General features: G+C 71.9%; 19 protein-coding genes and 1 riboswitch. Of the genes, 12 read left to right on the forward strand and 7 right to left on the reverse strand.

The features are described from left to right. Positions 1–50: 50 nt before the first annotated feature. A complete protein-coding gene (locus tag CACI_RS08185; RefSeq protein WP_143765177.1) occupies positions 51–758 on the forward strand; it encodes an alpha/beta hydrolase in 708 nt (235 codons plus the stop codon). Between the two features lie 80 nt (positions 759–838). On the opposite strand, the gene CACI_RS08190 is transcribed toward CACI_RS08185, so the two are convergent. Continuing rightward, the gene (locus CACI_RS08190) at positions 839–1,540 is read right to left on the reverse strand and encodes a potassium channel family protein (protein ID WP_012785856.1); all 702 of its coding nucleotides are present in this window, start codon (positions 1,538–1,540) and stop codon (positions 839–841) included. Then, on the reverse strand, positions 1,540–2,199 hold the full coding sequence (locus CACI_RS08195; protein WP_012785857.1) for a potassium channel family protein: 660 nt from the start codon (positions 2,197–2,199) through the stop codon (positions 1,540–1,542). The genes CACI_RS08190 and CACI_RS08195 overlap by 1 nt, the downstream gene beginning before the upstream one ends. Positions 2,200–2,326: 127 nt before the next feature. Between CACI_RS08195 and CACI_RS08200 the strand changes: the two genes are divergently transcribed. Both CACI_RS08200 and glyA read left to right on the forward strand, forming a co-directional pair. After that, positions 2,327–3,694 (forward strand): class I SAM-dependent RNA methyltransferase, encoded by a 1,368-nt coding sequence (locus CACI_RS08200; protein ID WP_012785858.1) that lies wholly within the window; start codon positions 2,327–2,329, stop codon positions 3,692–3,694. A gap of 2 nt (positions 3,695–3,696) precedes the next feature. Continuing rightward, positions 3,697–3,802, forward strand: a riboswitch (ZMP/ZTP riboswitch). Between the two features lie 28 nt (positions 3,803–3,830). After that, positions 3,831–5,093 (forward strand): serine hydroxymethyltransferase, encoded by a 1,263-nt coding sequence (gene glyA, locus CACI_RS08205; protein ID WP_012785859.1) that lies wholly within the window; start codon positions 3,831–3,833, stop codon positions 5,091–5,093. A gap of 110 nt (positions 5,094–5,203) precedes the next feature. Here the strand turns inward: glyA and CACI_RS08210 are convergent, their stop codons facing one another. Together CACI_RS08210 and CACI_RS52155 are read right to left on the reverse strand one after the other, a co-directional pair. Next, positions 5,204–6,166 (reverse strand): pirin family protein, encoded by a 963-nt coding sequence (locus CACI_RS08210; protein WP_041541354.1) that lies wholly within the window; start codon positions 6,164–6,166, stop codon positions 5,204–5,206. Beyond that, entirely contained in the window at positions 6,163–8,652 is a 2,490-nt protein-coding gene (locus CACI_RS52155) for a DNA polymerase IV (protein WP_049871509.1), read from the reverse strand. Before CACI_RS52155 ends, CACI_RS08210 begins: the two co-directional genes overlap by 4 nt. Positions 8,653–8,870: 218 nt before the next feature. Between CACI_RS52155 and CACI_RS08220 the strand changes: the two genes are divergently transcribed. Then, positions 8,871–9,662, forward strand: coding sequence for a methyltransferase (locus CACI_RS08220; protein WP_012785862.1), 792 nt, complete (start codon positions 8,871–8,873; stop codon positions 9,660–9,662). Between the two features lie 269 nt (positions 9,663–9,931). Further along, positions 9,932–10,348, forward strand: coding sequence for a DUF3040 domain-containing protein (locus CACI_RS08225; RefSeq protein ID WP_012785863.1), 417 nt, complete (start codon positions 9,932–9,934; stop codon positions 10,346–10,348). A 263-nt stretch (positions 10,349–10,611) separates the two neighbouring features. Here CACI_RS08225 and CACI_RS08230 read toward each other — a convergent pair whose 3' ends face one another. From CACI_RS08230 to CACI_RS08240, 3 genes are all read right to left on the reverse strand, one after another. Beyond that, positions 10,612–13,356, reverse strand: coding sequence for a transglutaminaseTgpA domain-containing protein (locus CACI_RS08230; protein ID WP_012785864.1), 2,745 nt, complete (start codon positions 13,354–13,356; stop codon positions 10,612–10,614). Positions 13,357–13,459: 103 nt separating this feature from the next. After that, positions 13,460–14,851: a DUF58 domain-containing protein gene (locus tag CACI_RS08235; protein ID WP_012785865.1), complete on the reverse strand. Its 1,392-nt coding sequence runs from the start codon at positions 14,849–14,851 to the stop codon at positions 13,460–13,462. Positions 14,852–14,877: 26 nt separating this feature from the next. After that, positions 14,878–15,843: an AAA family ATPase gene (locus CACI_RS08240; protein WP_041541358.1), complete on the reverse strand. Its 966-nt coding sequence runs from the start codon at positions 15,841–15,843 to the stop codon at positions 14,878–14,880. A 647-nt stretch (positions 15,844–16,490) separates the two neighbouring features. On the opposite strand from CACI_RS08240, the gene mraZ reads away from it, so the two are divergent. The 7 genes from mraZ to mraY all read left to right on the forward strand — a co-directional run bounded on the left by mraZ (position 16,491) and on the right by mraY (position 25,702). Then, positions 16,491–16,937 carry a division/cell wall cluster transcriptional repressor MraZ gene (gene mraZ / locus CACI_RS08245; protein WP_012785867.1) on the forward strand — a complete coding sequence of 149 codons (447 nt, stop codon included), beginning with the start codon at positions 16,491–16,493 and terminating at the stop codon, positions 16,935–16,937. A gap of 274 nt (positions 16,938–17,211) precedes the next feature. Next, positions 17,212–18,162: a 16S rRNA (cytosine(1402)-N(4))-methyltransferase RsmH gene (gene rsmH, locus CACI_RS08250; protein WP_012785868.1), complete on the forward strand. Its 951-nt coding sequence runs from the start codon at positions 17,212–17,214 to the stop codon at positions 18,160–18,162. A 2-nt stretch (positions 18,163–18,164) separates the two neighbouring features. Then, positions 18,165–18,908 (forward strand): hypothetical protein, encoded by a 744-nt coding sequence (locus tag CACI_RS08255; RefSeq protein WP_012785869.1) that lies wholly within the window; start codon positions 18,165–18,167, stop codon positions 18,906–18,908. A 211-nt stretch (positions 18,909–19,119) separates the two neighbouring features. Then, entirely contained in the window at positions 19,120–21,168 is a 2,049-nt protein-coding gene (locus CACI_RS08260; protein ID WP_012785871.1) for a peptidoglycan D,D-transpeptidase FtsI family protein, read from the forward strand. 162 nt (positions 21,169–21,330) lie between these two features. After that, positions 21,331–22,977 (forward strand): UDP-N-acetylmuramoyl-L-alanyl-D-glutamate--2,6-diaminopimelate ligase, encoded by a 1,647-nt coding sequence (locus CACI_RS08265; protein ID WP_223297481.1) that lies wholly within the window; start codon positions 21,331–21,333, stop codon positions 22,975–22,977. Between the two features lie 35 nt (positions 22,978–23,012). Next, positions 23,013–24,560 carry a UDP-N-acetylmuramoyl-tripeptide--D-alanyl-D-alanine ligase gene (locus CACI_RS08270; RefSeq protein ID WP_395994332.1) on the forward strand — a complete coding sequence of 516 codons (1,548 nt, stop codon included), beginning with the start codon at positions 23,013–23,015 and terminating at the stop codon, positions 24,558–24,560. A 71-nt stretch (positions 24,561–24,631) separates the two neighbouring features. Then, complete coding sequence (mraY, locus tag CACI_RS08275; RefSeq protein WP_041541361.1) at positions 24,632–25,702, forward strand: phospho-N-acetylmuramoyl-pentapeptide-transferase; 1,071 nt, start codon at positions 24,632–24,634, stop codon at positions 25,700–25,702. The last annotated feature ends 75 nt before the right edge of the window (positions 25,703–25,777 follow it).

The raw sequence follows: 25,777 nt of genomic DNA on the forward strand, positions 1-25,777 counted from the left end.
AGGCTCCCCGATTTCTTCGCGTTCTCCGTGCGCTGCCCGTGCTGGCGGCGGTGACCGCTCTCACGGTGTCCGGCTGCTCTTCGGGCGGCTCCAAGCCCGCCGCGTCCGGTTCCACCGCCCCGGCCACGCCGAGCGCGTCCCCCTCGGTCGAGGCGATCTGCCTGCTCGACACGCCCGGCGAGAAGCAGGTCACGCACTTCGAGGGCGGCAACGACCACCTGGTCGAGGCCTACACCACCGGTGACGGGCCGGTCGGCGTGGTCCTGGCGCACCAGGTGGGCGCCGACCTGTGCCAGTGGTCTGGGATCTGGACCGACTTCCCGGCCAAGGACTACACGGTGATGGCGATCACCATGGGCGGCGGTATCGACACCGACGTCAGCAAGGCCGTGGAGCAGCTGCGGGCGCGCGGGCTGAAGAAGATCGTGCTGATCGGCGCCTCGATGGGCGGCAGCGCGGTGCTCGCGGCCGCCGGCGAGGTCACGCCGCCGGTGCAGGCGGTGGTGTCGCTGTCCGGGCCCGCCGCCTACGGCGTGGCCGACGCGTTCTCGGCGGTGAAGAAGTTCCAGGTGCCGGTCGCGTACTTCGCCGGCGAGCAGGACACGCAGTTCGCCACGGACGCGCAGAAGATGTACGACGCCACGGCCGAGACGGACAAGACGATCGACATCCTCAAGGACGACGGCGACCATGGTGTGGCCCTGTGGCCGCAGGTCAAGGACCAGGTCTTCGCGTTCATCACCAAGCACGCGCAGTGACGGCGAAGGGCTCGCCGGGACATTCCCGGCGAGCCCTTCCGCGCGGCCTGTTCGGCGTACTCGGCTGCTCGGCTGCTCGGCTACTCGTTCTCCGAGCCGCGCTCGCCGTTCTCACCGGCGAAGGTGGCCGGCGAGAGCAGCTCCTCGAGCTCCTCCTCGCGGTCCACGTGCGCCACGAACAGCAGCTCGTCCAGCGCCGCCAGCGGCTCCTCGGGGGTCGGGATCAGCACCCGGCCGCCGCGGATGATGGTCACCAGCGCGGTGTCCTCCGGCCAGTCGACCTCGCCGACGGTGGTGCCGACCAGCGCGGTGTCGTTCGGCAGGGTCAGCTCGACCAGGTTCGCGTCGCCCTGGCTGAAGCGCAGCAGGCGGACCAGGTCGCCGACCGAGACGGCCTCCTCGACCAGGGCCGAGAGCAGGCGCGGGGTGGAGACGGCGACGTCCACGCCCCACTTCTCGTCGAACATCCACTCGTTCTTCGGGTGGTTGATGCGGGCCACCACGCGCGGCACCCCGTACTCGGTCTTGGCCAGCAGCGACACGACCAGGTTGGCCTTGTCGTCGCCGGTGGCGGCGACCACCACGTTGCAGCGCTGCAGCGCCGCCTCGTCGAGCGAGGAGATCTCGCAGGCGTCGGCCAGCAGCCACTCGGCCGTCGGCAGGCCCTCCACGGCGATCCGCGACGGGTCGCGGTCGATCAGCAGGACCTCGTGGCCGTTCTCCAGCAGTTCCTTGGCGATGGAGTTGCCGACGTTGCCCGCCCCGGCGATTGCGACACGCATCAGGCGCCCGGTCCCTTCGCGAATGCTGCCTCGACCCGCGCGATGTCCGCCGGGTTCACCATGACCTGCACCAGGTCGCCGTCCTGCAGCACGGTGTCGGCCGCCGGGAGCACGGCGTCGCCGAGCCGGGTCAGGAACGCGACCCGGGTGCCGGTGGCGTCCTCCAGTTTGGCTATGCGGTGCCCCATCCACCCCGGGGCGGTGTGCACCTCGACCAGGACCACCTGGCCGCTGGGGTCGCGCCAGATCTCGGTGGAGCCGGTGGGCAGCAGGCGCCGCAGCATCTGGTCCGCCGTCCAGCGCACGGTGGCCACGGTCGGGATGCCCAGCCGCTGGTATATCTCGGCGCGGCGCGGGTCGTAGATGCGGGCGCAGACGTTCTCCACGCCGAAGTTCTCGCGGGCGACCCGCGCGGCGATGATGTTCGAGTTGTCGCCGCTGGACACCGCGGCGAAAGCGCCGGCGTCCCCGATCCCCGCCTCGGCGAGGGTGTCGCGGTCGAATCCGGCCCCGGTCACGCGGCGGCCGGCGAAGTGCGGGCTGAGCCTGCGGAAGGCCCCGGGGTCCTGATCGATGACCGCGACCGTGTGGCCGAGGTCCTCCAGGCTGTGCGCCAGGGTGGAGCCCACTCTGCCGCACCCCATGATGACGACGTGCACGTTCGACCCTCTCGGGAGACTTAGGACGGCGGACTTTCGATGTTCGTAACTCGACGGTACTACGGGGCGTGAGCCCCTGTTTCCGGGCCCGGCGGTGGGCGCCGCCGACTACCCCTAGGCTTGCTCTGTGAAACGACCCGCTGACCGCCGCCGCTCCTCCGACCACGCCGCTCAGGCGCGCCCCTCCGGCGACGCCGTGGGCACCCGTATCGAGGTGGAGGTCGGCGCGCCCGGACACGGCGGATTCTGCGTGGCGCGGCACGAGGGGCGCGCGGTGTTCGTGCGCCACGCGTTGCCGGGGGAGCGGGTGGTCGCCGAAGTGACCGAGGGCGACTCCAAGGACTCGTTCTGGCGCGCGGACGCGGTGGAGGTCCTTGAGGCCTCTGAGGACCGCGTCGAGGCGCCGTGCCGGTACGCCGGGCCCGGTCTGTGCGGCGGCTGCGACTGGCAGCACGCGAGCTACGAGGCGCAGCTCCGGATCAAGGGCGAGGTCGTCGCCGAGCAGCTGCGGCGGCTGGCGAAGCTGGACCGCGAGGTCGTCGTCGAGGAGGTCGCCTCGCCGTTCGGCTGGCGGACCCGCGTGCAGTTCGCGGTGGATCCCGACGGCAGCTTGGGGTTCCGCAAGCACCGTTCCCATGAAGTCGTCCCTGTTGAGGAATGCGCCATCGCGTCCTCCGGAGTCGACGAGGTCGGTGCTCTAGGGCGCCAATGGCCAGGAGTGGAGACGGTCGAGGTGATCGCCGCGACCGGCTCCAACGACCGGGCTCTGGTGGTCACGCCTAAGCGTGGGGAGTCGATGCCCTTTGTGGACGCGGACGTAAAGGCGTCCGTACTCCGTGGCGTCTCTAGGAACACTCATATCTCCGGCGTACAGCGCATCCATGGGCGTCCTTACGTACGTGAGGTCGCCGAGGGGCGCACCTGGCGGGTCAGCGGCAGCGGCTTCTGGCAGGTACACCCGGCGGCTCCGGACGTGCTGACCGAAGCGGTCCTGGACTTCCTGGACCCGAAGGACGGCGACGTGGCGCTCGATCTCTATTGCGGAGTCGGCTTGTTCGCCGCTCCGTTGGCCGAGGCAGTCGGCGAAAGCGGCGCGGTGCTGGCGGTGGAGCTGGACCGGCAGGCGGTCCGAGACGCCGCGCACAACCTAGGGTTCGCGGACGACGCCGAGGAGAGCACCGAGTTCCCGTGGGTGGACCTCGTCGAGGGGTCCGTGGACGAGGTCCTGGCCGACGAGGGCTACGTGCCGGATCGGGCGGACGTCGTCGTCCTGGACCCGCCGCGCGCGGGTGCCGGACGGGACGTGTGCGCGCGGATCGCCGCCCTCGGGCCGCGCGCCGTGGCGTACGTCGCATGCGACCCCGCGGCTCTGGCTCGGGACGTCGCGTATCTGGCGGAAGCCGGCTACGAGCTGACCGACCTGCGCGCCTTCGATCTGTTCCCCATGACCCGGCATGTGGAATGCGTGGCGTTGCTGGAACCCGCGCAGCGATAGCATTTGTCCATCGCGACTGGCGCAGAACGCGTGTTTTCGCACGCGGAGGTGGAACGAACCACCGGGAAGCGATCGATGTAGCGGGCACCGCGCGCCTGGGTGTCCTTCCGGACGATGACGCCCGAGGAGGCATCACATGCACTCGCCCGCCATTCCCGAACTCGCTCAGGAAGATCCCCAGATCGCCGGTCTGATCGAGGACGAAGCCCGCCGCCAGTACGAGAAGATCCGGATGATCGCCTCGGAGAACTATGTCTCCGCGGCGGTCCTGGAAGCTTCCGGCACGGTCCTGACCAACAAGTACTCCGAGGGATACGCCGGCCGCCGGTACTACGAGGGCCAGCAGTTCATCGACCCGATCGAGACGATCGCGATCGACCGGGCCAAGGAGCTGTTCGGCGTGGCGCACGCCAACGTGCAGCCCTACTCCGGCTCCCCGGCGAACCTCGCGGTGTACCTGGCGTTCCTGAAGCCCGGGGACACCTTCATGGGCGCGGGCCTGGCCGCCGGCGGCCACCTGACCCACGGCTCGCCGGTGTCGGTGACCGGCAAGTGGTTCACCCCGGTCGCCTACGGCGTCTCCCGCGAGACCGGCATCGTGGACATGAACGAGGTCCGCGACCTGGCCCTGAAGGAGCGCCCGAAGCTGATCTTCTGCGGCGGCACCGCGATCCCGCGCACCATCGACTTCCCGGCCTTCGCCGAGATCGCCAAGGAGATCGGCGCCATCCTGGTGTCCGACATCGCGCACATCGCCGGCCTGGTCGCCGGCGGCGCGCACCCCTCCCCGGTCGGGTACGCGGACGTCATCACCACCACGACGCACAAGACCCTGCGCGGTCCGCGCGGCGCGATGATCCTGACGACCGAGGAGTACGCGACCCCGATCGACAAGGCCGTGTTCCCCGGCCTGCAGGGCGGCCCGCACAACCACACCACCGCCGGCATCGCGGTGGCGCTGAAGGAGGCCGCGCAGCCGGAGTTCCGGACGTACGCGGCGACCGTCGTGGCCAACGCCAAGGCGCTGGCCGCCGGTCTCACCGAGCGCGGCTGGGACCTGGTGTCCGGCGGCACGGACAACCACCTGATCCTGGCCGACCTGACGCCCAAGGGCGTCACCGGCAAGGTGGCGGCGAAGGCGCTGGACGCGGCCGGGATCGAGCTGAACTACAACTCGGTGCCGTTCGACCCGCGCAAGCCCTTCGACCCCTCCGGCATCCGGCTCGGCGCCGCCGCGATCACCACGCGCGGGCTGAAGCCGGAGCAGATGGGGCAGGTCGCGCAGTGGATGGACGACACGGTGCAGGCCGCCGCCAAGGGCGACACCGACGAGTACGCGCGGATCGCGGGGCAGGTGCGCGAGCTGATGGCGCAGTACCCGATGCCGGGTTGGGCGTAGTCACGCAACGCTAAGGGGCGCCCGCACAGTTGCGACTGTGCGGACGCCCCTTAGCGTTTTCGCTATCTGGGTTCTTCTTTATCTGGCTTCTTCTTTATCTGCGTTCTTCTCTAGCGAGGTCCACGGCCGCGCGGCTTAAGGCGGATGCCTGGTAGCGGCGGTGCGGGGATGCGCTCCTCGACCGTGTGGCCCGCGATGTCCGGGAAGCGTTCCACGTCGCGCTTCTCCCAGTCGTCGCGGGCCTCTTCGATGTCTTCGTGGCTGCGTCCCACGAAGTTCCACCACATGACGATGTCCTCGCGGAACGGCTCGCCGCCGAGGAGGATCAGGTGCGCGCCGGCGTGGCTGGTGAGCGTCAGTCCGCTGCGTCCGGTGCCGAGGTAGAGGAGCGGGCCGGGCGGGAGGTCGGTGTCGGCCACCGTCAGGTCGCCGTCGATGACCAGCACGGCGTGCTCGTGGTAGTGGGTCAGCGGGATCGTCGCCGTCGCGCCGGGGTTGATCGTGATGTCGGCGCCGACGATCGGGGAGTAGGCGGTCGCCGGGGACGTGACGGTGTCCAGCGTCCCGAGGAAGACCAGCGCGCGCAGACCCGGGAGCTCGTAGACCGGCAGCTTCTGGTGCTGCTCGAAGTGCGGCGCGGTGTCGCGGTGCTCTTCCGGCAGCGCGGTCCACAGCTGGAGGCCGTGTCCCGTCTGGCTTGCCTCCACACCGATCTCCGAGTGCGCGATGCCGCGCCCGGCGGTCATGATGTTCAGCTGGCGCGGCCGGACCACGACGTCGGAGCCGACGCTGTCCCGGTGCCGCACGTCGCCCTGGAACGGCCAGGTGACGGTCTGCAGGCCGATGTGCGGGTGCGGGTTGACGTTCATCGGCGTGGTGTCCGGGCCGAAGTGGTCCAGGAAACACCAGGCGCCGACGGTCGGCAACACCCGCTGCGGCAGCGCGCGCAGGACATGGACGCCCCGCACCCCGCCGAGCGGAACGTCGCGCGCTTCGTAGAACTCGACCACCGGACCCGGATCGCCCTTGGCGCGGCAGTCCTGCTCGGTGGGATGCGCGTCCAGGTTGCTCACGGCGCCGGCCACTGGACGTGCTCGTCGTACTCAGGGTGCTTGCGCAGGTAGGCGGAGATGAAGGGGCACACCGGAATGATCTCCTCGCCCCGAGCCACCGTCGCGTCCAATGCCTGCCGCGCCAACACCGACCCCAGGCCCTTCCCCTCGAACTCCGGCTCGATCACCGTGTGCACGAAGACCGTCCCGCCGCCCCGCCGCCGATAGGAGGCGAAGCCCGCGAGGCGGTCGCCGTACCAGAGCTCGAAACGGTCTTCGAGTTCGTTGTCGACGACCTCGGTCTTGGTGGGCTCATCAGTCATGCTGCCGATGCTAACGCCGGGCTCCGGCGCGTGCGCGACGAGCCGGGCCAGCGCCTCGCGGGCGACACTCGCCGCATCGACGAGCTGCAACGCCCCATCTTCGGCACGCAACGTCTTGATACGCCCGACCCCCGACCACGGACTCTCGAAGCGCACCGTGACCCGCCCCAGCCCACTGCCCTGAACCCACCCCCCGCCGAACTCCTCGTGCACGACATCCTGCCCAGGAAGAAACCGCCGCTCGCCGACCGCGGCCTCGACCGCACCCCGAGTCCCCGGCGGAAGCGGCCCGAACTGGCGCGGCGAGCGCTCGCCCTCGACGGTCGCGACGGGGGTCATGACATCGGCGGGATTGGGGGAGGGGGCGGGATCGGGTTGGCCGACGGACGTGGTGGTGGTCGAGTCGGCGGTCGAGTCGGGGGCGGAGCCGGGTTGGTCGGCGGACGTGGTGGCACTCGAGTCGGCAGTCGGGCTGGGGCCGGGATCGGGTTGCTCGGCGGATGAGGTGGCACTTGAACCGGCAGTCGGGCTGGAGGCGGGGTCGGGTCGGTCGCCGGACGCGGTGGCATTGGAACCGGCGGTCGGGCTGGGGCCGGGATCGGGTCGGTCGCCGGGCGTGGTGGTGCCCGATTCGGTGGTCGGGCTGGAGGCGGGGTCGGGTTGGTCGCCGGGTGTGGTGGCACTGGAGTCGGCGGTCGGGCTGTGGCCGGGGTCGGGTTGGTCGGCGGGCGTGGTGGTGCTCGAGTCGGGGGCGGAGCCGGGTCGGTCGCCGGGCGTGGTGGCGCTGGAGTCGGCGGTCGGGTCGGGGGCGGAGTCGGTAGGTGACATGGCTGCCGGATCGCCGATCGGGCGGTCGGTGGATTCGGCCGGGTCGGCGGTGGCGGATGCGGTCGAAACGGTGGTCGGCGTGGCGGTGGCGGTGATGCCGGGGGTTGGCGTGGCTTCCGAGCTCTCGGCGCGTGGCGGCTCCCGGGTCAGGATGCCGCGGGGCATGTCGAAGTCGTCGTCGGTCGGGGGTGCTTTCGGCGGGGTCGGGTCGGCGGCGTGCTCCCAGATTTCGAGGGCGGCGTCGAGGTCTTCGGCGGCGGTGAAGAGGTCTACTTGGGCCCATTCGGCCAGGCCTGTGAGGCCCACGCCGAGGAGGCGGATGCCGGGGACTGATTGGGTGGCTGCCGCTACGGCGCCGGGGAGCATGCGGTGGGTGGCGGCTCGGATGGTGGTGAGGTCGTCGGTGGGGTTGGGGGTGGTTTCGCTGCGGGAGACGGTGGTGAAGTCGTGGCCTCGGACTTTGATGGTGATGGTGCGGCCGGAGCGGCCCGCTTTGCGGATGCGGGTGCTCAGGCGGGTGACCAGGTCGTCCATGTGGGCGGTGATGGTGGCCGGGTCGAGGAGGTCTTCGGCGTAGGTGTCCTCGACGCTGACCGATTTCATTTCGCGGTCGGTGCTGACGTCGCGGTCGTCCTGGCCGCGGGCTATGGCGTACAGGGTCGTGCCGTAGCTGGCGCCGACGACGGTGGTCAGCTCCGTCAGGCTCAGGGTGCGCAGGTCGGCGACGGTGGTGGCGCCGATCTTGCGGAGGCGTTCGGCGGTAGCCGGGCCGACGCCCCAGAGCGCGCGCACGGGGAGGGGGTCCAGCCAGGTCTGTTCGGTGCCGGGTTCGATGACGACCAGACCGTCGGGCTTCTCGGCGTCCGAGGCGATCTTGGCGATGAGTTTGCTCGTGCCCGCGCCGACGGACGCGGTGAGGCCCGTCTCGTTCTTGATACGGGTTCTCAGGTCCTCGGCGATGCGGCGTGCTTCGAGTGTCGCATTGTGCGGGGTTGTGGTGTCAAGTGATCCGAATAAGTGTGATATGTCGATGAATGCCTCGTCGAGGCTGAGCGGTTCCACCAGGGGCGACAGCTCGTGCATCAGGGCCATGACCCGCTCGCTGTAGGCCTGGTACGCGCCGAAGCGGGGGATCAGGTACGCCGCGTTCGGCGCCCGCCTCCGAGCGATCCCGGTCGCCAGCGCCGAGTGCACGCCGAAGGCCCGCGCCTCGTACGACGCCGTCGAGACCACGCCCCGGTTCCCGATCCCGCCGACCACCACCGGCTTGCCGCGCAGACTGGGCTTGTGCAGCTGCTCCACCGACGCGTAGAACGCGTCGAGGTCGACGTGGAAGATCGAAGGCAGCCGGCGCACGTCTCCATCGTGCACCGGGCCACTGACATCCGCCGTCAGTGACGGGGTGGCAAATCCGGACCACCTGCGGGTGCCGCCCGCCCGCGCCGACCGGCCACGACACCCGCGCGACGCCCCGCGAGACACCCCCGACCGCCGCCGACCCGGTCCACTACGCTGGCCTTGAAGCCGCAGAAGCCTCAGCCGAGCTCGAGCCGACCCGCAGGAGTGCACCCCTCATGGCCGACAGCGCCGCCAGCGCGACCGCCACCTCCGCCACCTCCGCCGCCCCCGCCGCGGCCCGCCGCGACCGGGCCCGCACCGCCGTCCTGTGGCAGGCCCTGCGCACCGTCCTCGACGCCTCCGGCCCGCGCGACGTCCTCGACGTCGGCGGCGGCACCGGCGGCTTCGCCGTCCCGATCGCCGAGCTGGGCCACCGGGTCACCGTCGTGGACCCCAGCCCCGACGCGCTGGCCGCCCTGGAGCGCCGCGCCGCCGAGTCCGGCGTGCCCAAGGAGGCGCTGCGCGCCGTCCAGGGCGACCTGGCCGGGCTGCTGGAGCACGTGGAGCCCGGCAGCGTGGACCTGGTCCTGTGCCACGGCGTCCTGGAGATGGCCGACGACCCGGCCGCCGGCCTGGCCACCGTCGCCGACGTGCTGCGGCCCGGCGGCGTGGTGAGCCTGCTGGCGGCGAACCGCACCGCGGCGGTGGTGGCGCGGGCGCTCGGCGGGCACTTCGCCGAGGCGCGGCGCGCGCTGGCCGACCCGACCGGCCGCTTCGGCGCGCAGGACCCGCTGGCGGCGCGGTTCGACGAGGAGCAGCTCTCGCGGCTGCTGCGCGAGGCGCGGCTCACGGTGCAGTCGGTGCACGGCGTGCGCGTGTTCACCGACCTGGTCCCCGGCGCGCTGGTGGACGCCGACCCGCAGGCGGCCTCCGATCTCGCGGCGCTGGAGGCGGCTGTCGCCGACCGGCCGGAGTTCCGCGCGGTGGCGGGCCGGCTGCACCTTCTGGCCCGCAAGATCGCTTCTTAACGCCTCCTTACGAGGTAACTCCTGACGGTCTCCAGCGAACCTTTTCTGTCCCTGGAACGTTCATGTAAGTGAACCTGTAAGGGGCGGACCCGACGGCTCCCTCTACATCGCGATCGAGGCATGCGTAGCGCAGCGCATACCAGGGCATCGTTCCGATGAAGGGGTCGCGTGATCCGTTCCGGTGGGAGCTTTCGTAGACCCCGGGGTCTGCTTATTCTTAAGACAGTCACCGCCGATAGGTGGCTGTGGATGCTGGGAGGATAGGCCAAGTGCCGCTGTCTGATCATGAGCAGCGCCTGCTGGAGCAGATGGAGCGCGCGCTGCACGCGGAGGACCCCAAGTTCGCCTCCGCGCTGCAGGGAGCGGATCTGCGCGCGCTGTTCCGGCGCCGCGCCCTGCTGGCCGTGATCGGGTTCGCCCTCGGCATCGGCATGCTGGTCGCCGGCCTGGTGATCTCCCAGATCGCGCTGAGCGTCGGCGGCTTCGTGGTGATGCTGGGCTGTGCCTGGCTCGCCTACGCCAGCTGGCGCCGGATCCCCGCCCCCGGCGAGATCGTGCCGGTCGCGCGCCGCAAGGCCCGCGCGGTCACCGGCAAGTCCGGCCGTCCCGGCGGACGCCAGAAGCAGCCGACGATGCGCCGCTTCGAAGAGCGCTGGCAGCGTCGCCGCGACGAGGGGAACATGTAGAGAAGCTTCGCCGGAGGCCGGGTCCGTTCGACGGGCCCGGCCTTTGTCGTGCCCGGCTGCTGCTGATCGCCCGGGCACAAGCCAGGGAACTCAGCGCGAAGGCCGGGCCTCATACCAGGGACCCGGCCTCCGCCATACCGCCAATCTAGTTAACTTCCGCTCCGGGTTTCGGACCCAAGCTCCGGACTCGAGACTCCAGCTCCGGACTCGAGACTCCAGCTCCGGACTCCGGACTCCGGCTCCGGACTCCGAACCCCAGCCGCCTACTGCCGAGGCCGCTGATCCTCCCGACCTTCCCGCCCTTCTCGCCCGTCCCGCCCCTCCGGTCGCGACCGCCCCACAGCGCCAGGCGTCCGAGCCCGCAGCCGCGAGCCGGTGCCCTGCACCCGCTCGTAGACCCGCCCGGTGAAGTCCTCCCGCCGCTCGCGCAGCGCGGCCATCGCCGAGGGCGGCAGCACCGTCGCGCGGATCCGGGTACGCCGCGAGACCGGCTCGGCCAGCCCGGCGCGGATCTCCTTCACGTCGTCCAGCAGGTTCGGCGTCGGTGCCGCGCCCGAGGGCGCCGGGCGCCGCAGCGTCCGCGCGTAGTTCGCCCGTTCGGCCAGCACCGTGACCCGGCCCATGGCGTCCTGCGCCGGGCGCGACAGGTGCGCCTGCTTGATGATCCGCTCGGCGCTGCGCCTCGGGGTCTCCGAGGTCGGCCAGGTGTAGCCCAGGTCGGTCGCGCTGTCGCGGACCTCGTCCCAGGCCGCGAGGATCCGCAGCCGCTCCGGGTCCTCCTCGGGCCGGCGGGCGGCGGGCACGTCGGCGGACTCCCAGTCGAGCCCGTCCTCGTCCCCGCCGCCGGACTTGGCGCGCTTGCCCGCGCGCCGTCCCGCCGCCAGCTTCCAGCGGGCCCGGCGGCGCACGATCCGCACCACCATCGGGACGCAGGCGATGAGCAGCAGCGCCAGCAGGATGAAGCGCACCGCGATCGCGTAGCCGGAGCCGCCGAACAGCCAGTACTGCAGGAAGCGCGGCACCGAGCCGAACCAGCCGAGCCAGCTGAACTTCGACTTCGGCGCGCTCGCCGTGCCGCCGTCCTCCAGGTTCGCCGAGCATCCGCCGGCCTTGCGGATGTTCACCGGGCAGTTGGCGGCCGAGGACGCCCCGGCGCCGGGCGCGGAGGACGTGGTCGGGTTCTGCGACGGCGCCGTGGTGGTGCTCGTGGTGGTGTTGGTGCTGTAGCTCGGGATCCGGCCGTGGCCGCCGCTGGTGGTCGCTATGTTGTCGATGCCGACCGTCGGCTCGAACCGCAGCCAGCCGACGCCGTGCATGAACAGCTCCGGCCAGGAGTGGTAGTCGTGCATCTTCACGGCCCAGGTGTCGCCGCCGACGGACTGCCCGGGGGTGAAGCCCACCGCGATCCGCGCCGGGATGCCGATCGAGCGCGCCATCGCGGCCATGGTCTCGGCGTAGAACTGGCAGTAGCCCGCCTTGTTCTGCAACAGCCACTGCATGGCGCTCAGACCGGTCGGGTTCTTCGGCACGTCCAGCGTGTACCTGAAGTGGTTGGCCGAGTTCTGGAAGTAGTTCTGGATCGCCTGGGCCTTGTCCACCGGGTTGGTCAGGCCCGCGGTGATCTGCTCGGCCAGCTGCTTGATGTACGGCGGGATGTCTGTGGTGTCCAGGTCCCGGCTCAGGTTGAAGAACGTCTTGTCGTCGGAGGTCGGCCCGGTCGCGGCGGCCAGCTCGGCCGGCGGGATCGAGGTCGTGTCGTAGACCGTCGCGCGGTAGGTCATGGTGTTGAACACCGGGGAGACGCCCAGGACCGCCAGCGAGTCGGGGTCGACCTCGAACCCGGCTGCCAGCCCGGTGACCTGCTTGGCGGGGTAGGGCACCGGCAGCGAGCTGAGATTGCTGGTCGGGCTGACCTTCGTGCTCTCCTCGGTCAGGTAGGTGATCTGCATCGGGACGGTCTGCGGCTGGGTCGGTGCCACGAGCCCGGGCACGGTGCTGGAGACCGTCCCGTCGGCTGCCAGCCCCTTCAGCTGCAGCGACGGGTCGGGGGTCCAGGGCGTGGTGCTCTTCGGGTCGAACACGTCCAGCGTCTGCAGCCGGATGTACTCCGGCTTGGCCGAGTTGTAGTCGAGGACCGGGTCGTCGGTCAGCGAGCCCAGATTCGCCTTGAGGTCCAGCACCTGGCTGAACGAGCCGTTGCCCTTGTGGTGGCCGTTCCCGGTCCCGCTGCCGCTGTCCGGTCCGATCCCGAACAGCCCGCCGGCGACCGTGGGCAGCAGCACCGGCGCCAGGACCGCGACGATCAGCGCGTACATCGTGATCTGGTGTCCGGTGGCGGCGATCGGCCCGGTGTCCACCCGCGCCTTGGGCGCGGCGACCGGCTTGCCGTCGGCGCCGGTCCGCTGGCGTCCGGCGTGGACCAGCGGCCGTCCCCAGCGGCCGAGGCGGTCGCGGCCTTCCGCCGAGAGCAGCGCGGTGTAGCCGCCGGCCGCCAGCGCGAACGCCAGCCAGTCGTAGCCGCCGCCGCTGCGGGTGGCCGGGACCAGGTACAGCGCCAGCAGCGGCAGGCCGGCCAGCGGCGCGGCGGCGTAGGTCGCGGCGAGGGCGTCCACCAGCACCGCCAGCGCGCTCAGCGAGAGCACCAGGATCGCGGCGATGCCGGAGGTGGCCTGGCCGCCGACGAAGGTGTCGCGGATGTCGTGCGCGCCGGTGGAGTACAGGTTTCCGAGCTTGTCGAAGACGGCCCAGGTCGGCAGCACGCCGGCGAAGGCGACGTCGTGCGCCAGCAGCACCATGTCGTACCAGAACACGACCGCGGCCTGGGCCAGCACCACCAGCGGCCGCGGCCGCACCAGCCGCCGGAACAGCTCGCCGGAGGCGGTCGCCACGATCACCGCCAGCACGATCGGCCACACCCACGAGCCGGGCGCCAGCAGTCGCAGCAACCCCGAGGAGGTCAGCAGCAGCGCGACGGCCGCGGCTATGCCTATGCGCAGTCTGCCGGTCATCGCTCCATACCCCCGTCGTCCCAGCCGCTCTGTGTCCCTGTATGCCCTGTGCGCCCTGTATGTCCCGGACGCCCCGTACCGGTTCGCGCACCGCCGCCGGCGGTCATCGCGCAGCCCCCACTTCGGCGCCGGCCGGTCCGGCGGGCGCGGCCGGCGTGGCCGTCCCCGCTGCTCCGACCGACCCGCTCATCCCCGAACCGCGCCGCGCCGCCAGCTCCCACAGCTCCGGCAGCCGGTCGCCCGGCTCCACCTCCACCACGCGCCAGCCGCCGACCCGCAGCACCTGCGCGGAGCCGACGAACCGGGCCTGCGCCTGGGCCATCGGCTTGCCGCCGAGCCAGGACGCGGTGTCCATCGCGAACGCCACGCCGGAGGTCGTGGAGTGCCGGACCCGGGCCAGCTCCGAGGCGTCGTCGCCGGACAGGTCGCCGAGCACCGCGATCACCAGGCTGTCCCCGCCGCCCTGGCGCAGCATCGCGTTCGCGCCGGCGAGTGTCGCGGCGTTGCTCATCTCCACCACCGCCAGCGCGTCCAGCAGCATGCCCTCGAAGTCCAGGCCGACCGCCGAGGAGTCGTGCGCCGCGGCGGTCACCGCCTGGCCGGTCTCGGTCAGCAGCCGCACCGCGTAGCCGTGCCGCGCCATGTGCAGGGCGATCGAGGCCGCGGAGGAGACAGCCCACTCGAAGGAGGAGGCCGGGCCGTCGCCGCGGTGCGCGATCGCGCGGGTGTCCAGCAGGATCGTCGCCCGGCTCTGCCAGACCTGCTCCTCGCGCCGGACCATCAGCTCGCCGGTGCGGGCCGTGGAGCGCCAGTGCACGCGGCGCAGGTCGTCGCCGTGGCGGTACTCGCGGGTACCGATGTCGTCCTCGCCGGCCGCGGCGACCGAGGTCGCGTGGCCCTCGCCGCGTCCGCTCCAGGCCTGCCCGACCGGGGCGTTCGGCAGCGCGTGGACCTGCGGCGTCACCGTCAGCGCGTGCTGCGCCGAGAACGAGCGCGACAGCTCCACCAGCCCGAAGGGGTCCGCCAGGCGCAGCGCCAGCGGGCCGAGCAGATAGCGGCCGCGCACGTCGGAGCGGACGCGGTAGACCACGCGGCGCCGGCCGTTCGGCTCGACCTTGTTCAGCACGAAGCGCGGCCGCGAACCGAGCACGTAGGGCACCCGGTCCTCGACCAGCAGCGTGCCCGAGGGCAGCCGGGAGACGTTCTCCAGCCGCAGGTGCACGCGCGCCTCCTGGCCGACCCCGACCCGGGCCGGCTCCAGCGCGCGGCGGCACGACACCCGGTAGCGGGTGCGCGCCAGCACCATGATCGCGATCAGCGGCAGCATGGTCAGCATCGCGCCGACCCGCAGCAGCACCTTGTAGTCGAAGAGCATGCCGCAGGCCATGGCGGCCAGCCCGGCGGCCAGGAAGGACCGTCCGCGGGTGGTGAGCCCGGCCAGCCGTCCGCCGCGGCCGTCGGTGTTCTCCGTGCTCTGATTCTGTTGGGCGGACATGGTTGCCCTCTTCTCCTCGGCGGGGGTCAGCGGCGGGAGTGGTGCCCGCCGCCGCCCAGGGTGGGCACCGGCACCGCCGTCACCAGAGCGGCCACCACCTGCTCGGTGGTGCGGCGGCTGATCTGGGTCTCGGCCGTGGGCAGCAGGCGGTGCGCCAGGACCGAGACCGCCAGGTGCTGGATGTCGTCGGGCAGGACGAAGTCCCGGCCCTCGATCGCCGCCGCGGCGCGGGCCGCCCGGACCAGCTGCAGCGTGGCCCGGGGCGAGGCGCCCAGCCGCAGCTCCGGGGAGGTGCGCGAGGCGTTGACCAGGTCCACGGCGTAGCGCCGTACCTCGTCGGAGACGTGGATCCGCCGCACCGCCTCGATCACCCGGGCGACCTCGTGGGCGTCGGTCACCGCGCGCAGGTCGTCCAGCGGCGAGACCTGGCCGTGGGTGTCCAGCATCCGCAGCTCGGCGGCCGGCGCCGGGTAGCCCACGGAGATGCGGGCCATGAACCGGTCGCGCTGGGCCTCGGGCAGCGGGTAGGTGCCCTCCATCTCGATCGGGTTCTGGGTGGCCATGACCATGAACGGCGACTCCAGGTGGAACGTGGTGCCGTCCACCGTCACCTGCCGCTCCTCCATGGACTCCAGCAGCGCCGACTGGGTCTTGGGGGAGGCGCGGTTGATCTCGTCGCCCACCACGATGTTGGCGAAGATGGCGCCGGGCTTGAACTCGAACTCCTTGCGCTGCTGGTCGAAGATCGACACCCCGGTGATGTCCGAGGGCAGCAGGTCCGGCGTGAACTGGATGCGCCGCACCGTGCAGTCGATGGATTTGGCCAGCGCCTTGGCCAGCATGGTCTTGCCGACTCCGGGCACGTCCTCCAGCAGCAGGTGGCCCTCGGCCACGAGCACCGTGACGGCCAGCTTGACCACCTCGGGCTTGCCCTCGATCACCGTCTCCACCGCGGCCCGGATCCGGGAGGTGACGGCGGCCACACGCTCCAGGTCGGCGCCGCCGACCGGGCCCGGCGGGCGCGCCGCGGGAGCCGTGACGGCGTCCAGGCCGCCGCCGCCCCCGCTGTATCCCAGCTCGCTGTTACCGACCGTCACAGGATCCTCCCACCACTGTCCGATCGACCGCGCGGTGTTCGCACGGCCGCCCCGCCTCGCGCCACGCGGGCGCCGGATTCGCCGGATCCGGCCGCACCGCGTCCCGCCAGGCCCCCGCCACGCGCTCCTGCACGCGCGGGGCGTTCACTCTTCCCGCTGATCGCACGGCGCGCCCAGCGAAAACATGTACTCCTCAGATCTTCGCTCACCACGGGCCGCCTAGGGCAATAGATCCGCCAAAACTTTGGCGCACTGGTCTGGACCACCGCCGTCACCGGCCCGTCGATGGCAAGACGTCTTATGGACCACCGGCGTTGCGGCGCCCGTTCGGGGCAATCCCCACCCCGGGACCGAGGGCCTCTGTGACCTGCCCGGATCCGACGATCCGGGGTTGCCCGGCAGGTTTGGTGGAGTACAGTGGGGGGAAGTGGAGCGGGACCGGGCCCGGATTCGGACTACCGCGTATTGCGCAGATTTTTTACGGACCCGGCCGTTGTTTTTCGGTAGCGACCTGGACGCCGACTGGCCGGGAGGAGGCGCGCGTGTTCCTCGGGACCTATACGCCCTCCCTGGACGACAAGGGCCGGCTGATCCTGCCCGCGCGCTTCCGCGAGGAACTGGCCGCGGGACTGGTGGTGACCAAGGGGCAGGAGCGCTGTCTGGCGGTGTGGACCGCCGAGGGCTTCGCCGAGCTGACCGCGCAGATGCGCAACGCCTCGCGGGCCGGTTCGGCCGACGCCGCGATCGGCCGCTCCTCCCGCGACTACCACCGGGTGTTCTTCGCCAGCGCCTACGACTGCCAGCCGGACACGCAGGGGCGGATCGTCATCCCGCCGCCGCTGCGGGCGTACGCCGGGCTGAGCCGGGAGTGCGTGGTCATCGGCGCCGACACCCGGCTGGAGATCTGGGACGCCGAGGCGTGGGCCGACTACCTGGACGCGGCGGAGTCCGCGTATTCGGCGTCCGGATCGGAGGCGGCGGCGGACTGAGCTGATGCGGCATCGATCCCGACTTTCCTTTTCGGTCCCGACTCCCGAACCCTGACTCCCGACTGCACGGCGAACGTCGGCGCACGCCGCGTGCCCTGTGGCCTCCTCCCGCTCGACCGGCCCGCCGGACTGGCACACCTTCCCCGGTGCCAGCCCCGGCGAGGCGGCCTTGAACGGGCGGGGACCAGAAGGCGCGCGGCGTGCGCCACTTCTGCGGTCCGCTCGATACCGTGGGGCCCGAACCAGACAGACTCCGAAGGCGGAACCACCACCGATGACAAGCGCGACGCACATCCCGGTCATGCTCGAACGCTGCGTCGAGATCCTCGGCCCGGCCCTTGAGCGGCCCGGGGCGGTCGTGCTCGACGCCACGCTGGGACTCGGCGGGCACAGCGAGGCGTTCCTGCGGCGCTTCCCCGACGTCCGCCTGATCGGCCTGGACCGCGATCCGCAGGCGCTGGAAGCCTCCGGCCGCCGCCTCGCGCCCTTCGGCGAGCGCGCCACGCTGGTGCACGCGGTGTACGACGAGATCCCGGACGTGCTGGAGCGGCTCGGCGTCGCGGAGCTGTCGGGCACGTTGTTCGACCTCGGAGTCTCCTCGCTCCAGCTGGACATGCGCGAGCGCGGCTTCGCCTACAGCTACGACGCGCCGCTGGACATGCGCATGGACTCCTCGCGCGGGATCACGGCGGCGGACATCGTGAACACGTATCCGGCCGCTGACATCGCGCGCATCCTGCGCGACTACGGCGAGGAGCGCTTCGCCCGCCGCATCGCCGACAGGATCGTGGCCGAGCGGGAAAAGGAACCGTTCACGACCACGGCGCGACTCTCGGACCTGGTCCGCGACTCCATCCCGGCGGCCACCCGGCGCACCGGAGGCCACCCGGCCAAGCGCGCGTTCCAGGCACTGCGCATCGCCGTGAACGACGAGCTGCCGGTCCTGGAGCGCGCCCTGCCGGCGGCGGTGGCGGCCACGGGCCTGGGCGGACGGATCGCGGTGCTGTCGTACCACTCGCTGGAGGACCGCCTGGTGAAGCGGGTCTTCGCGAAGGCCTCGGAATCGGCGGCGCCACCCGGACTACCGGTGGTCCCGGAGCAGTACCAGCCGAAGTTCAGACTGCTGACCCGCGGCGCCGAACCGCCGACCGACGCCGAGACGGCGGAGAACCCGCGCGCCGCCTCGGCGAAGCTGCGGGCCGCCGAGCGCGTGAGGGAGGGGTAGCGATGGCTTCGGAGGGTTCGGGGGGCGGGGATCGGACGGCTGAGCCGGAGGGTTCGGGGTCGGGTTCGAGTTCGGGTTCGGGTTCGGGGAACGCTTCAGTCAATCCTGGTGGCGGCTCGGGCGGACCCGGGGGTCCGGGGCGCACCATCTCGCCCCGCCTGGTGGTCCTGGCCGGACGCAAGGGAACCCCGTCGCTGCTGCCGTTCGTGGCGGTACTGCTGGTGCTCGGCCTGGTCGGGCTGCTGGCGCTGCTGCTGCTGAACACCGAGCTGAACAAGGGCGCGTTCACGATAAAGCAGCAGAAGGCCACCGCGACCAAGCTCGAGCAGCAATCCGAGCAGATCCAGCAGTCCCTCGACGGCCTCGACGACCCCGGAGCCCTGGCCTCGAAGGCCTCGCAGATGGGCATGGTCCCGAACCCGAACCCGGCCTTCCTCGCGCCCAACGGCTCGGTCCTCGGCTCACCCACCCCCGCGCCGACCCCGACACCCTCACCCCCCGCCCCGACCGCGAACGGTGCGGCTCCCGGCGCCGCGGTCCTGCCGAGCACACCGGCTCCGACCACCACACCCACGCCGGCTACATCCACGCCAACCGCATCCACGCCGAGCGCGCCAGGCGCCAACCCCGGTGCGGTTCCCGCCCAAAATGCTCCGGCGCCCCCGCCGACACCGGTTCCGACCCCGACAGCGACACCGCTCCCGCAGCCGACCCCGGCTCCCACTCCGACCGGGACCGGCCGATGACCGCGACCCCCGCGATGCCAGCCACACCTTGCACCGCAGCCGATCGCCACGCCGACCCCGACTCGGACCGGCCGATGACCGCGACCCCTGAGATGGCGGCCACCCCCTGCACCGCAGCCGATCGCCATGCCAATGCCAATGCCGCCTTCATCCCGGCCCGGCACGATGACCCGCCCGCCAGCCACCTCCCGAGCAGCGACGGGGAGCCCGCATGAGTGACAAAGACCAGCCCGAAGACCCGCGCCCCGGCCGTCCGCAACGGCCCGCCGACGGCCGAGACGGCCGCGACAGCCGCGATGGCCTCAAGCCGCGCCGCCCGATTCCCCCCGGCGCCCGCCCCCACAAGACCGCCGTGCGCCAGCTCCCGCCGCGTCGCCCGACCGCCGGTGCCTCGCCGGCGCCGGCGCGTCCGCGTCCCCCGGGTCCGCGCACGCCGACGCTGCGCATGGGCTCTCCGCGTCGCCGGCTGCGCGTCACCATGTTCGGGCTGCTCTTCGCCTTCTCCCTGTTCGCGGGGCGGCTGTTCCAGCTGCAGGCCGTTGATGCCGGCGGGTACGCGCAGGCCGCCGCGACCGGCCGGGAGGCGACCGCCGTCCTGCACGCCAGCCGCGGCGCCATACTGGCCGCCGATGGCACGCCGCTCGCCGTCTCCGTCGAGGCCTACGACGTCACCGCCGATCCGACCGTGGTCGCGCGCTATCACGAGGACGTCGACGAGCTCGCCGGCAAGTTGGCCGGGTTGCTGTCTTCCGCGCCGGAGTACGCGCAGGGCGGCGCGCCGAGTGTCTCGGATCTGCAAGCCGCGCTGACCAAGGCGGACACGCGCTACGTCGTGCTGGCGCACAAGGCGTCGCCGGCCACCTGCGCCAAGATCCGGGCGCTGGCGGTGTCCAACACGAGCGATCCGAAGACGGTCGTCGGGGTCTACACCAACACCCGCGACGACCGCCGGACCTATCCCGGCGGGACGCTGGCGGCGAACGTCATCGGCTTCACCGACTCCGACGGTGCCGGCAAGGCCGGGATCGAGCAGATGCTGAACGCGCGGCTGGCCGGGAAGGACGGCCAGGAGTCGTATCAGGCGGCGTCCGGGGTGGAGATCCCGACCACCGGGGTGAACATGAAGCCCGCGGTGGACGGCGAGAGCGTCAAGACCACCATCGACCCCGACATCCAGTGGGCCGCCGATCAGGCGCTGTCCCAGGAGGTGAAGAAGACCGGCTCGCTGTCCGGGACGGTCGTGGTCGAGGACGTGAAGACCGGCCAGATCCTGGCGCTGTCGAACTACCCGAGCTTCGACCCGCGCCACATCACCTCCGCGGACGTCCCCAACCTGGGCAACCGCGCGTTCACCGACCCCTTCGAGCCCGGTTCGGTGGCCAAGGTCATCACCATGTCCGCGGCGATCCAGACCGGCGTCGGCGAGCCGGACACCCAGCTGCCGCCGTTCACCTCGCCGCAGCACGTCGGGCGCTACATCTTCAAGGACGACGTGGACCACGGCCCGTGGAGCCTGACCATGACCGGCGTCCTGGCCGCCTCCTCCAACGTCGGCACCATCGAGGTCGCCGACCTGTTCCAGCAGCACGGCGTGGACCGCGACCAGACCATCGGCAAGTACCAGCGGCTGTTCGGCTTCGGCCAGAAGACCGGCATCGGCTTCCCCGGCGAGAGCGCCGGCCTGCTGGACCCGCCGGCCAAGTGGAGCGACACCGAGCGCTACACCGTGCTCTACGGCCAGGGCCTGGCCGCCACCGCCGTCCAGGACGCCTCGGTCTACCAGACCATCGCCAACGGCGGCGTGCGCATCGCCCCGAGCCTGATCCAGGGCTACACCGACGCCTCCGGCAAGTACACGCCGGCGCCCGCGCCGCAGCAGACGCCGGTGGTCAGCGCCGCCACCGCCTCGAAGGTCGCCGACATGCTGGAGGCGGTCACCACCTCCCAGCGCGGTACCGGCACCACGGCGCAGATCCCCGGCTACCGGGTCGCCGGCAAGACCGGCACGGCGAACCGCTACGACGAGAAGAAGGGCACCTACAACGGCTACACCGCGTCGTTCATCGGCTTCGCCCCGACGGACAAGCCGCAGATCGTCGTCGCGGTCTCGCTGCAGGCGCCGGTCGGCGCGCACTTCGGCGCCGAGATCGCCGCGCCGGTGTTCACGCAGGTCATGTCCTTCGCGATGCAGAGCCGGGGCGTCGCGCCGACGGACACCCCGCCGGCCGATCTGCCGACGACGTACGGCTCGGGTCACTGAGCGGTCACCCGTGGCTGATCGTAAAGATATTGACATGTACGTCGGCCCGGTCCGCGTCCGTCGCGCCTCACCAGCCGGTTTGGTCCGGGGGCGCGGCGGACGCGAATATCAGCGAGGAGCTGAACGCACGACCGCGCTCTGCGAACCGGTAGCCTTCCGCACGTGCCCCATCTGACCGTCCCCGCCGATCCGACGACGTATCGGGATCCCATGACCTCCACACCGCGCCCGCACCACATTCCGCAGCACAGCGTCCGCGCCTGCGCGGACTTCGTCGGCGCTTCCGTCGCCGGCGGCGCGGCCGCGACCACCCAGGCCCTGGACACGACGGTCACCGGGCTCTCGCACGATTCGCAGGGCATCCGCCCCGGCGACCTGTACCTCGCCTGGCCGGGCGCGGCGCGGCACGGCGCCGAGTTCGCCCCCGGCGCGGTGGCCTCCGGAGCGGTCGCGGTCGTGACCGACGCCGCGGGCGCCGCGATGCTCGACGGTCTGGCGGTACCGGTCCTGGTCGCCGAGGACGTGCGCGGTCTGGCCGGCCGGCTGTCGGCGTTCGTCTACGGCGAACCCGCGACCCGCCTGGCGATGTACGGCGTCACCGGTACCAACGGCAAGACCACCACCAGCTACCTGATCGACGGCGGTCTGCGCCGCGCCGGACTGAAGACCGGCGTGATCGGGACCGTGCAGATCCTCATCGGCGACGAGGTGGTGCCCTCCGTGCGCACCACCCCGGAGGCGCCGGACCTGCAGGCGATCCTGGCGACCGCCGTGGAGAAGGACGTCGACGCGATCGCGATGGAGGTCTCCAGCCACGCGCTGGCCTACGGCCGCACCGCCGGGATCCGGTTCAAGGCGGCCGCGTTTCTGAACCTGACGCAGGACCACCTGGACTTCCACGCCGACTTCGAGGACTACTTCGAGGCCAAGGCGAAGCTGTTCACGCCGGGGTACACCGAGCGCGCGGTCGTCGACGTCGACGACGAGCACGGTCGGCGCGTCGTCGAGCGCTGCCGCGCCAACGGTGTGCAGGTGCACACCTTCTCCATCAAGGGCGCGGCCGCGGACTGGACCGCCGAGGACATCGTGCTGGACGCCGACGCCTCGACGTTCACCGTCGCCGGCCCGGACGGCCGCCGGCACAAGGCCTCCGCCGGATTGCCCGGCGACTTCAACGTCGCCAACGCGCTGGCCGCGATCGTGCTGCTGGCGGTCACCGGGATCGACCTGGAGACCGCCATCGCCGGGGTCGCCGACGTGCACGGGGTCCCGGGCCGCATGGAGCGGATCCAGGTTCCCGGCCAGCAGTTCCTCGCGGTCGTCGACTACGCCCACACCCCCGACGCGGTGCTGACCGCGCTGAGCGCGCTGCGGCCGGTGGCCGAGCGCGGCCGCGGCCGGCTGCGCGTGGTGGTGGGCTGCGGCGGGGACCGCGACAAGACCAAACGGCCGTTGATGGGCGCCGCCGCGGTGCGGCTCGCCGACGAGGCCGTGTTCACCGATGACAACCCGCGTACGGAGAGTTCAGCGGACATTCTCGCGGCCGTCACCGCCGGCGCCGACGCCGAACTGGCCGGTGCCGAGAAGAATTACCGCGTGGTCGCCGACCGGGCCGAGGCGATCCGCCGCGCGGTCGCCGCCAGCGGCCCCGGCGACGTGCTGATCGTCGCCGGCAAGGGACATGAGCAGGGGCAGGAGATCGCAGGAGTGAAGAAGCCGTTCGACGACCGGGTGGTGCTGCGCGCCGCTTTGGAGGCGTCGGCTGGTGCGGCCGCGGCCACGGCGGAGAAGGGGCCCGGCGAGCAGTGACGAGCCCTCATGATCTCGGCTGGATCGCACGCACCGTGGGCGGGACCCTGAGCGGACCCCCCGGCGCCACGCAGGAAGAGCTCGCAGCGCTCGCCGTCACCGGGCCCGTGGTGTTCGACTCGCGGGACGCCGCCGCCGGAGCGCTGTTCGTCGCGTTCCCCGGCGAAGCCGCCGACGGGCACGATTTCGTCCAGGCCGCCGTGGACAAGGGCGCGGTCGCCGTGCTCGCCGCCCCGGACGACGCCTACCGCAAGCCGTGGACCGCCCGGGGGAGCGTCCCGACCGTCACGGTCGGCGACGGCGACCTGCTGCGGGCCCTGTCCGCGCTGGCCACCGCGCATCTGGCGCGGCTGCCCCGGACCACGGTCATCGGCCTGACCGGCTCGGCCGGCAAGACCACCACCAAGGACCTGATCGGCCGGCTGACCCGCGAACTGGGCCCGACCGTGGCGCCGAAGGGGAGCTTCAACAACGAGCTCGGATTCCCCATCACGGTGCTGCGGACCGATGAGGACACCCGGTACCTGGTCGCCGAGATGGGCGCGCGCGGCATCGGGCACATCAAGCATCTGACGACGATCGCCCCGCCCCGGATCGGCGTGGTGCTGAACGTCGGCAGCGCGCACCTCGGCGAGTTCGGCAGCGTCGAGGCCATCGCCGAGGCGAAGGGCGAACTGGCCGCCGCGGTGCCGGAATCCGGGAACTGCAACCCCGACCGCGACGGCGTCGCCATCCTCAACGCCGACGACGCGCGGGTGCGGGGCATGGCGGCGCGGACCAAGGGCCGCGTGGTGCTGTTCGGCGAGTCGCCGGACGCCGACGTGCGCGCCGAGGACGTCCGCGTCGGCTCGGACGGCCGGGCGAGCTTCACCCTGCTCTACCGCGACGGCGAGGGACCGCACCGGTACCCCGTCGCCTTGCGGCTGGTCGGCGAGCACCAGGTCTCCAACGCGCTGGCCGCCGCGGCGACCGGTCTGGAGCTGGGCCTGGCCGGGGAGAAGGTGGCCGAGGTTCTTTCCGCCGCCGAGCCGGACAGCAAGTGGCGCATGGCGATCGGGGAGTCCGCCGACGGCGTGACGGTCCTCAACGACGCCTACAACGCCAACCCGGAATCGATGCGCGCGGCGCTGAAGACGCTGGCGACGATGGCTCGCGCGCGCCCGGGCGCGCGCTCTTGGGCCGTCCTGGGGACGATGGCCGAACTCGGCGACGACTCGGCGGTCGAGCACGACGCCGTGGGGCGCCTGGCGGTGCGGTTGAACATCGCGCAGACCGTCGCGGTCGGCGCCGGCGCGGCCGCGATCCACAGCGGCGCGTCGATGGAAGGGTCCTACAACGGGGAGTCGGTCGCGGTGCCCGACGCGGACGCCGCGCTGGCGTTCGTCCGCGCGGGGGCGCGGCCCGGGGACGTGGTGCTGGTCAAGGCCTCGCGCGCGATCGGGCTCGAGGCGCTGGCCGCGGCCCTGCTGGACCGCGCGGTCGACGCGCACGGGGATTCCGGGGATTCCGACGGGGACTTCATTCAAGGTGCCGGGGACGGCGACGCGCCGCAGGCGCGCGGTGCGGGAGGTGGCGTCCGGTGAGCACGTACTCGGCAGCCTTGGCCGGGGTGGGCGCGGTGGTGCCGCACGCCGGTTCCGAAGGCGGCCTGCAGATGCGCGGGGTGCTGTACGCGGCGGGGATCGCGCTGTTCTTCTCGCTGATCGGCACCCCGATGGCGATCAAGACCCTGGCGCGCTACGGCTTCGGCCAGCCGATCCGCGAGGACGGCCCGACCACGCACCAGGCCAAACGCGGCACGCCGACCATGGGCGGCGTGGTGATCGTGCTGGCCACCGTGCTCGGCTACGGCTTCACCAAGCTGGCGACCATGCGCGCGCCCACCGCCTCCGGGCTGCTGGTGCTGTTCCTGATGGTCGGCATGGGACTCGTGGGCTTCACCGACGACTTCCTGAAGGTGTTCCGGCAGCGGAACCTGGGCCTGCGGGCCAAGGCGAAGATGATCGGCCAGTGGATCGTGGCGATCGTGTTCGCGGTGCTGGCGCTGCACTTCCCGAACTCGCTCGGCTTCACGCCCGGTGACACGCACCTGTCCTTCGTGCGGAACATCTCGGCGATCGACCTCGGCGCGGTGCTGTTCGTGATCTGGGCCGGTCTGCTCATCGCCGGCACGTCCAACGGCGTGAACCTGACCGACGGCCTGGACGGCCTGGCCACGGGTTCGTGCGTGATGGTGTTCGCCTCGTACGTGCTGATCGGCGTCTGGCAGCACGGCGAGTCCTGCGCCACGCTCGGGACCGGCGTCCAGGGCTGCTATCCGGTCCGAGATCCGCTCGATCTGGCGATCGTGGCAGCCGCCATCATGGGAGCCTGTTTCGGCTTCCTGTGGTGGAACACGTCGCCGGCGAAGATCTACATGGGCGACACCGGCTCGCTCGCCCTCGGCGGCGCGCTGGCGGGCCTGGCGATCTGCTCGCAGACCGAGCTGCTGCTGGCGCTGCTCGGCGGCCTGTTCGTCATCATCACCCTGTCGGTGGTGATCCAGGTGGGCTACTTCAAGATCAGCGGCGGCAAACGGGTGTTCAAGATGGCTCCGCTGCACCACCACTTCGAGCTCGTCGGCTGGGCCGAGGTGACCGTGGTGGTGCGGTTCTGGATCATCTGCGGGCTGTTCGTCGGGCTCGGGCTCGGGGTGTTCTACGCCGGGTGGATCACGGTCAAGTAGGTCTTTAGGTCTTTAGGTCTTAGTCACGGTGCGGGCCTCGCTGCTTCGGCAGCGAGGCCCGCACCGTTCTCCAGG

The sequence above is a fragment of the Catenulispora acidiphila DSM 44928 genome (genome assembly GCF_000024025.1).
GTDB classification, from domain to species: domain Bacteria; phylum Actinomycetota; class Actinomycetes; order Streptomycetales; family Catenulisporaceae; genus Catenulispora; species Catenulispora acidiphila.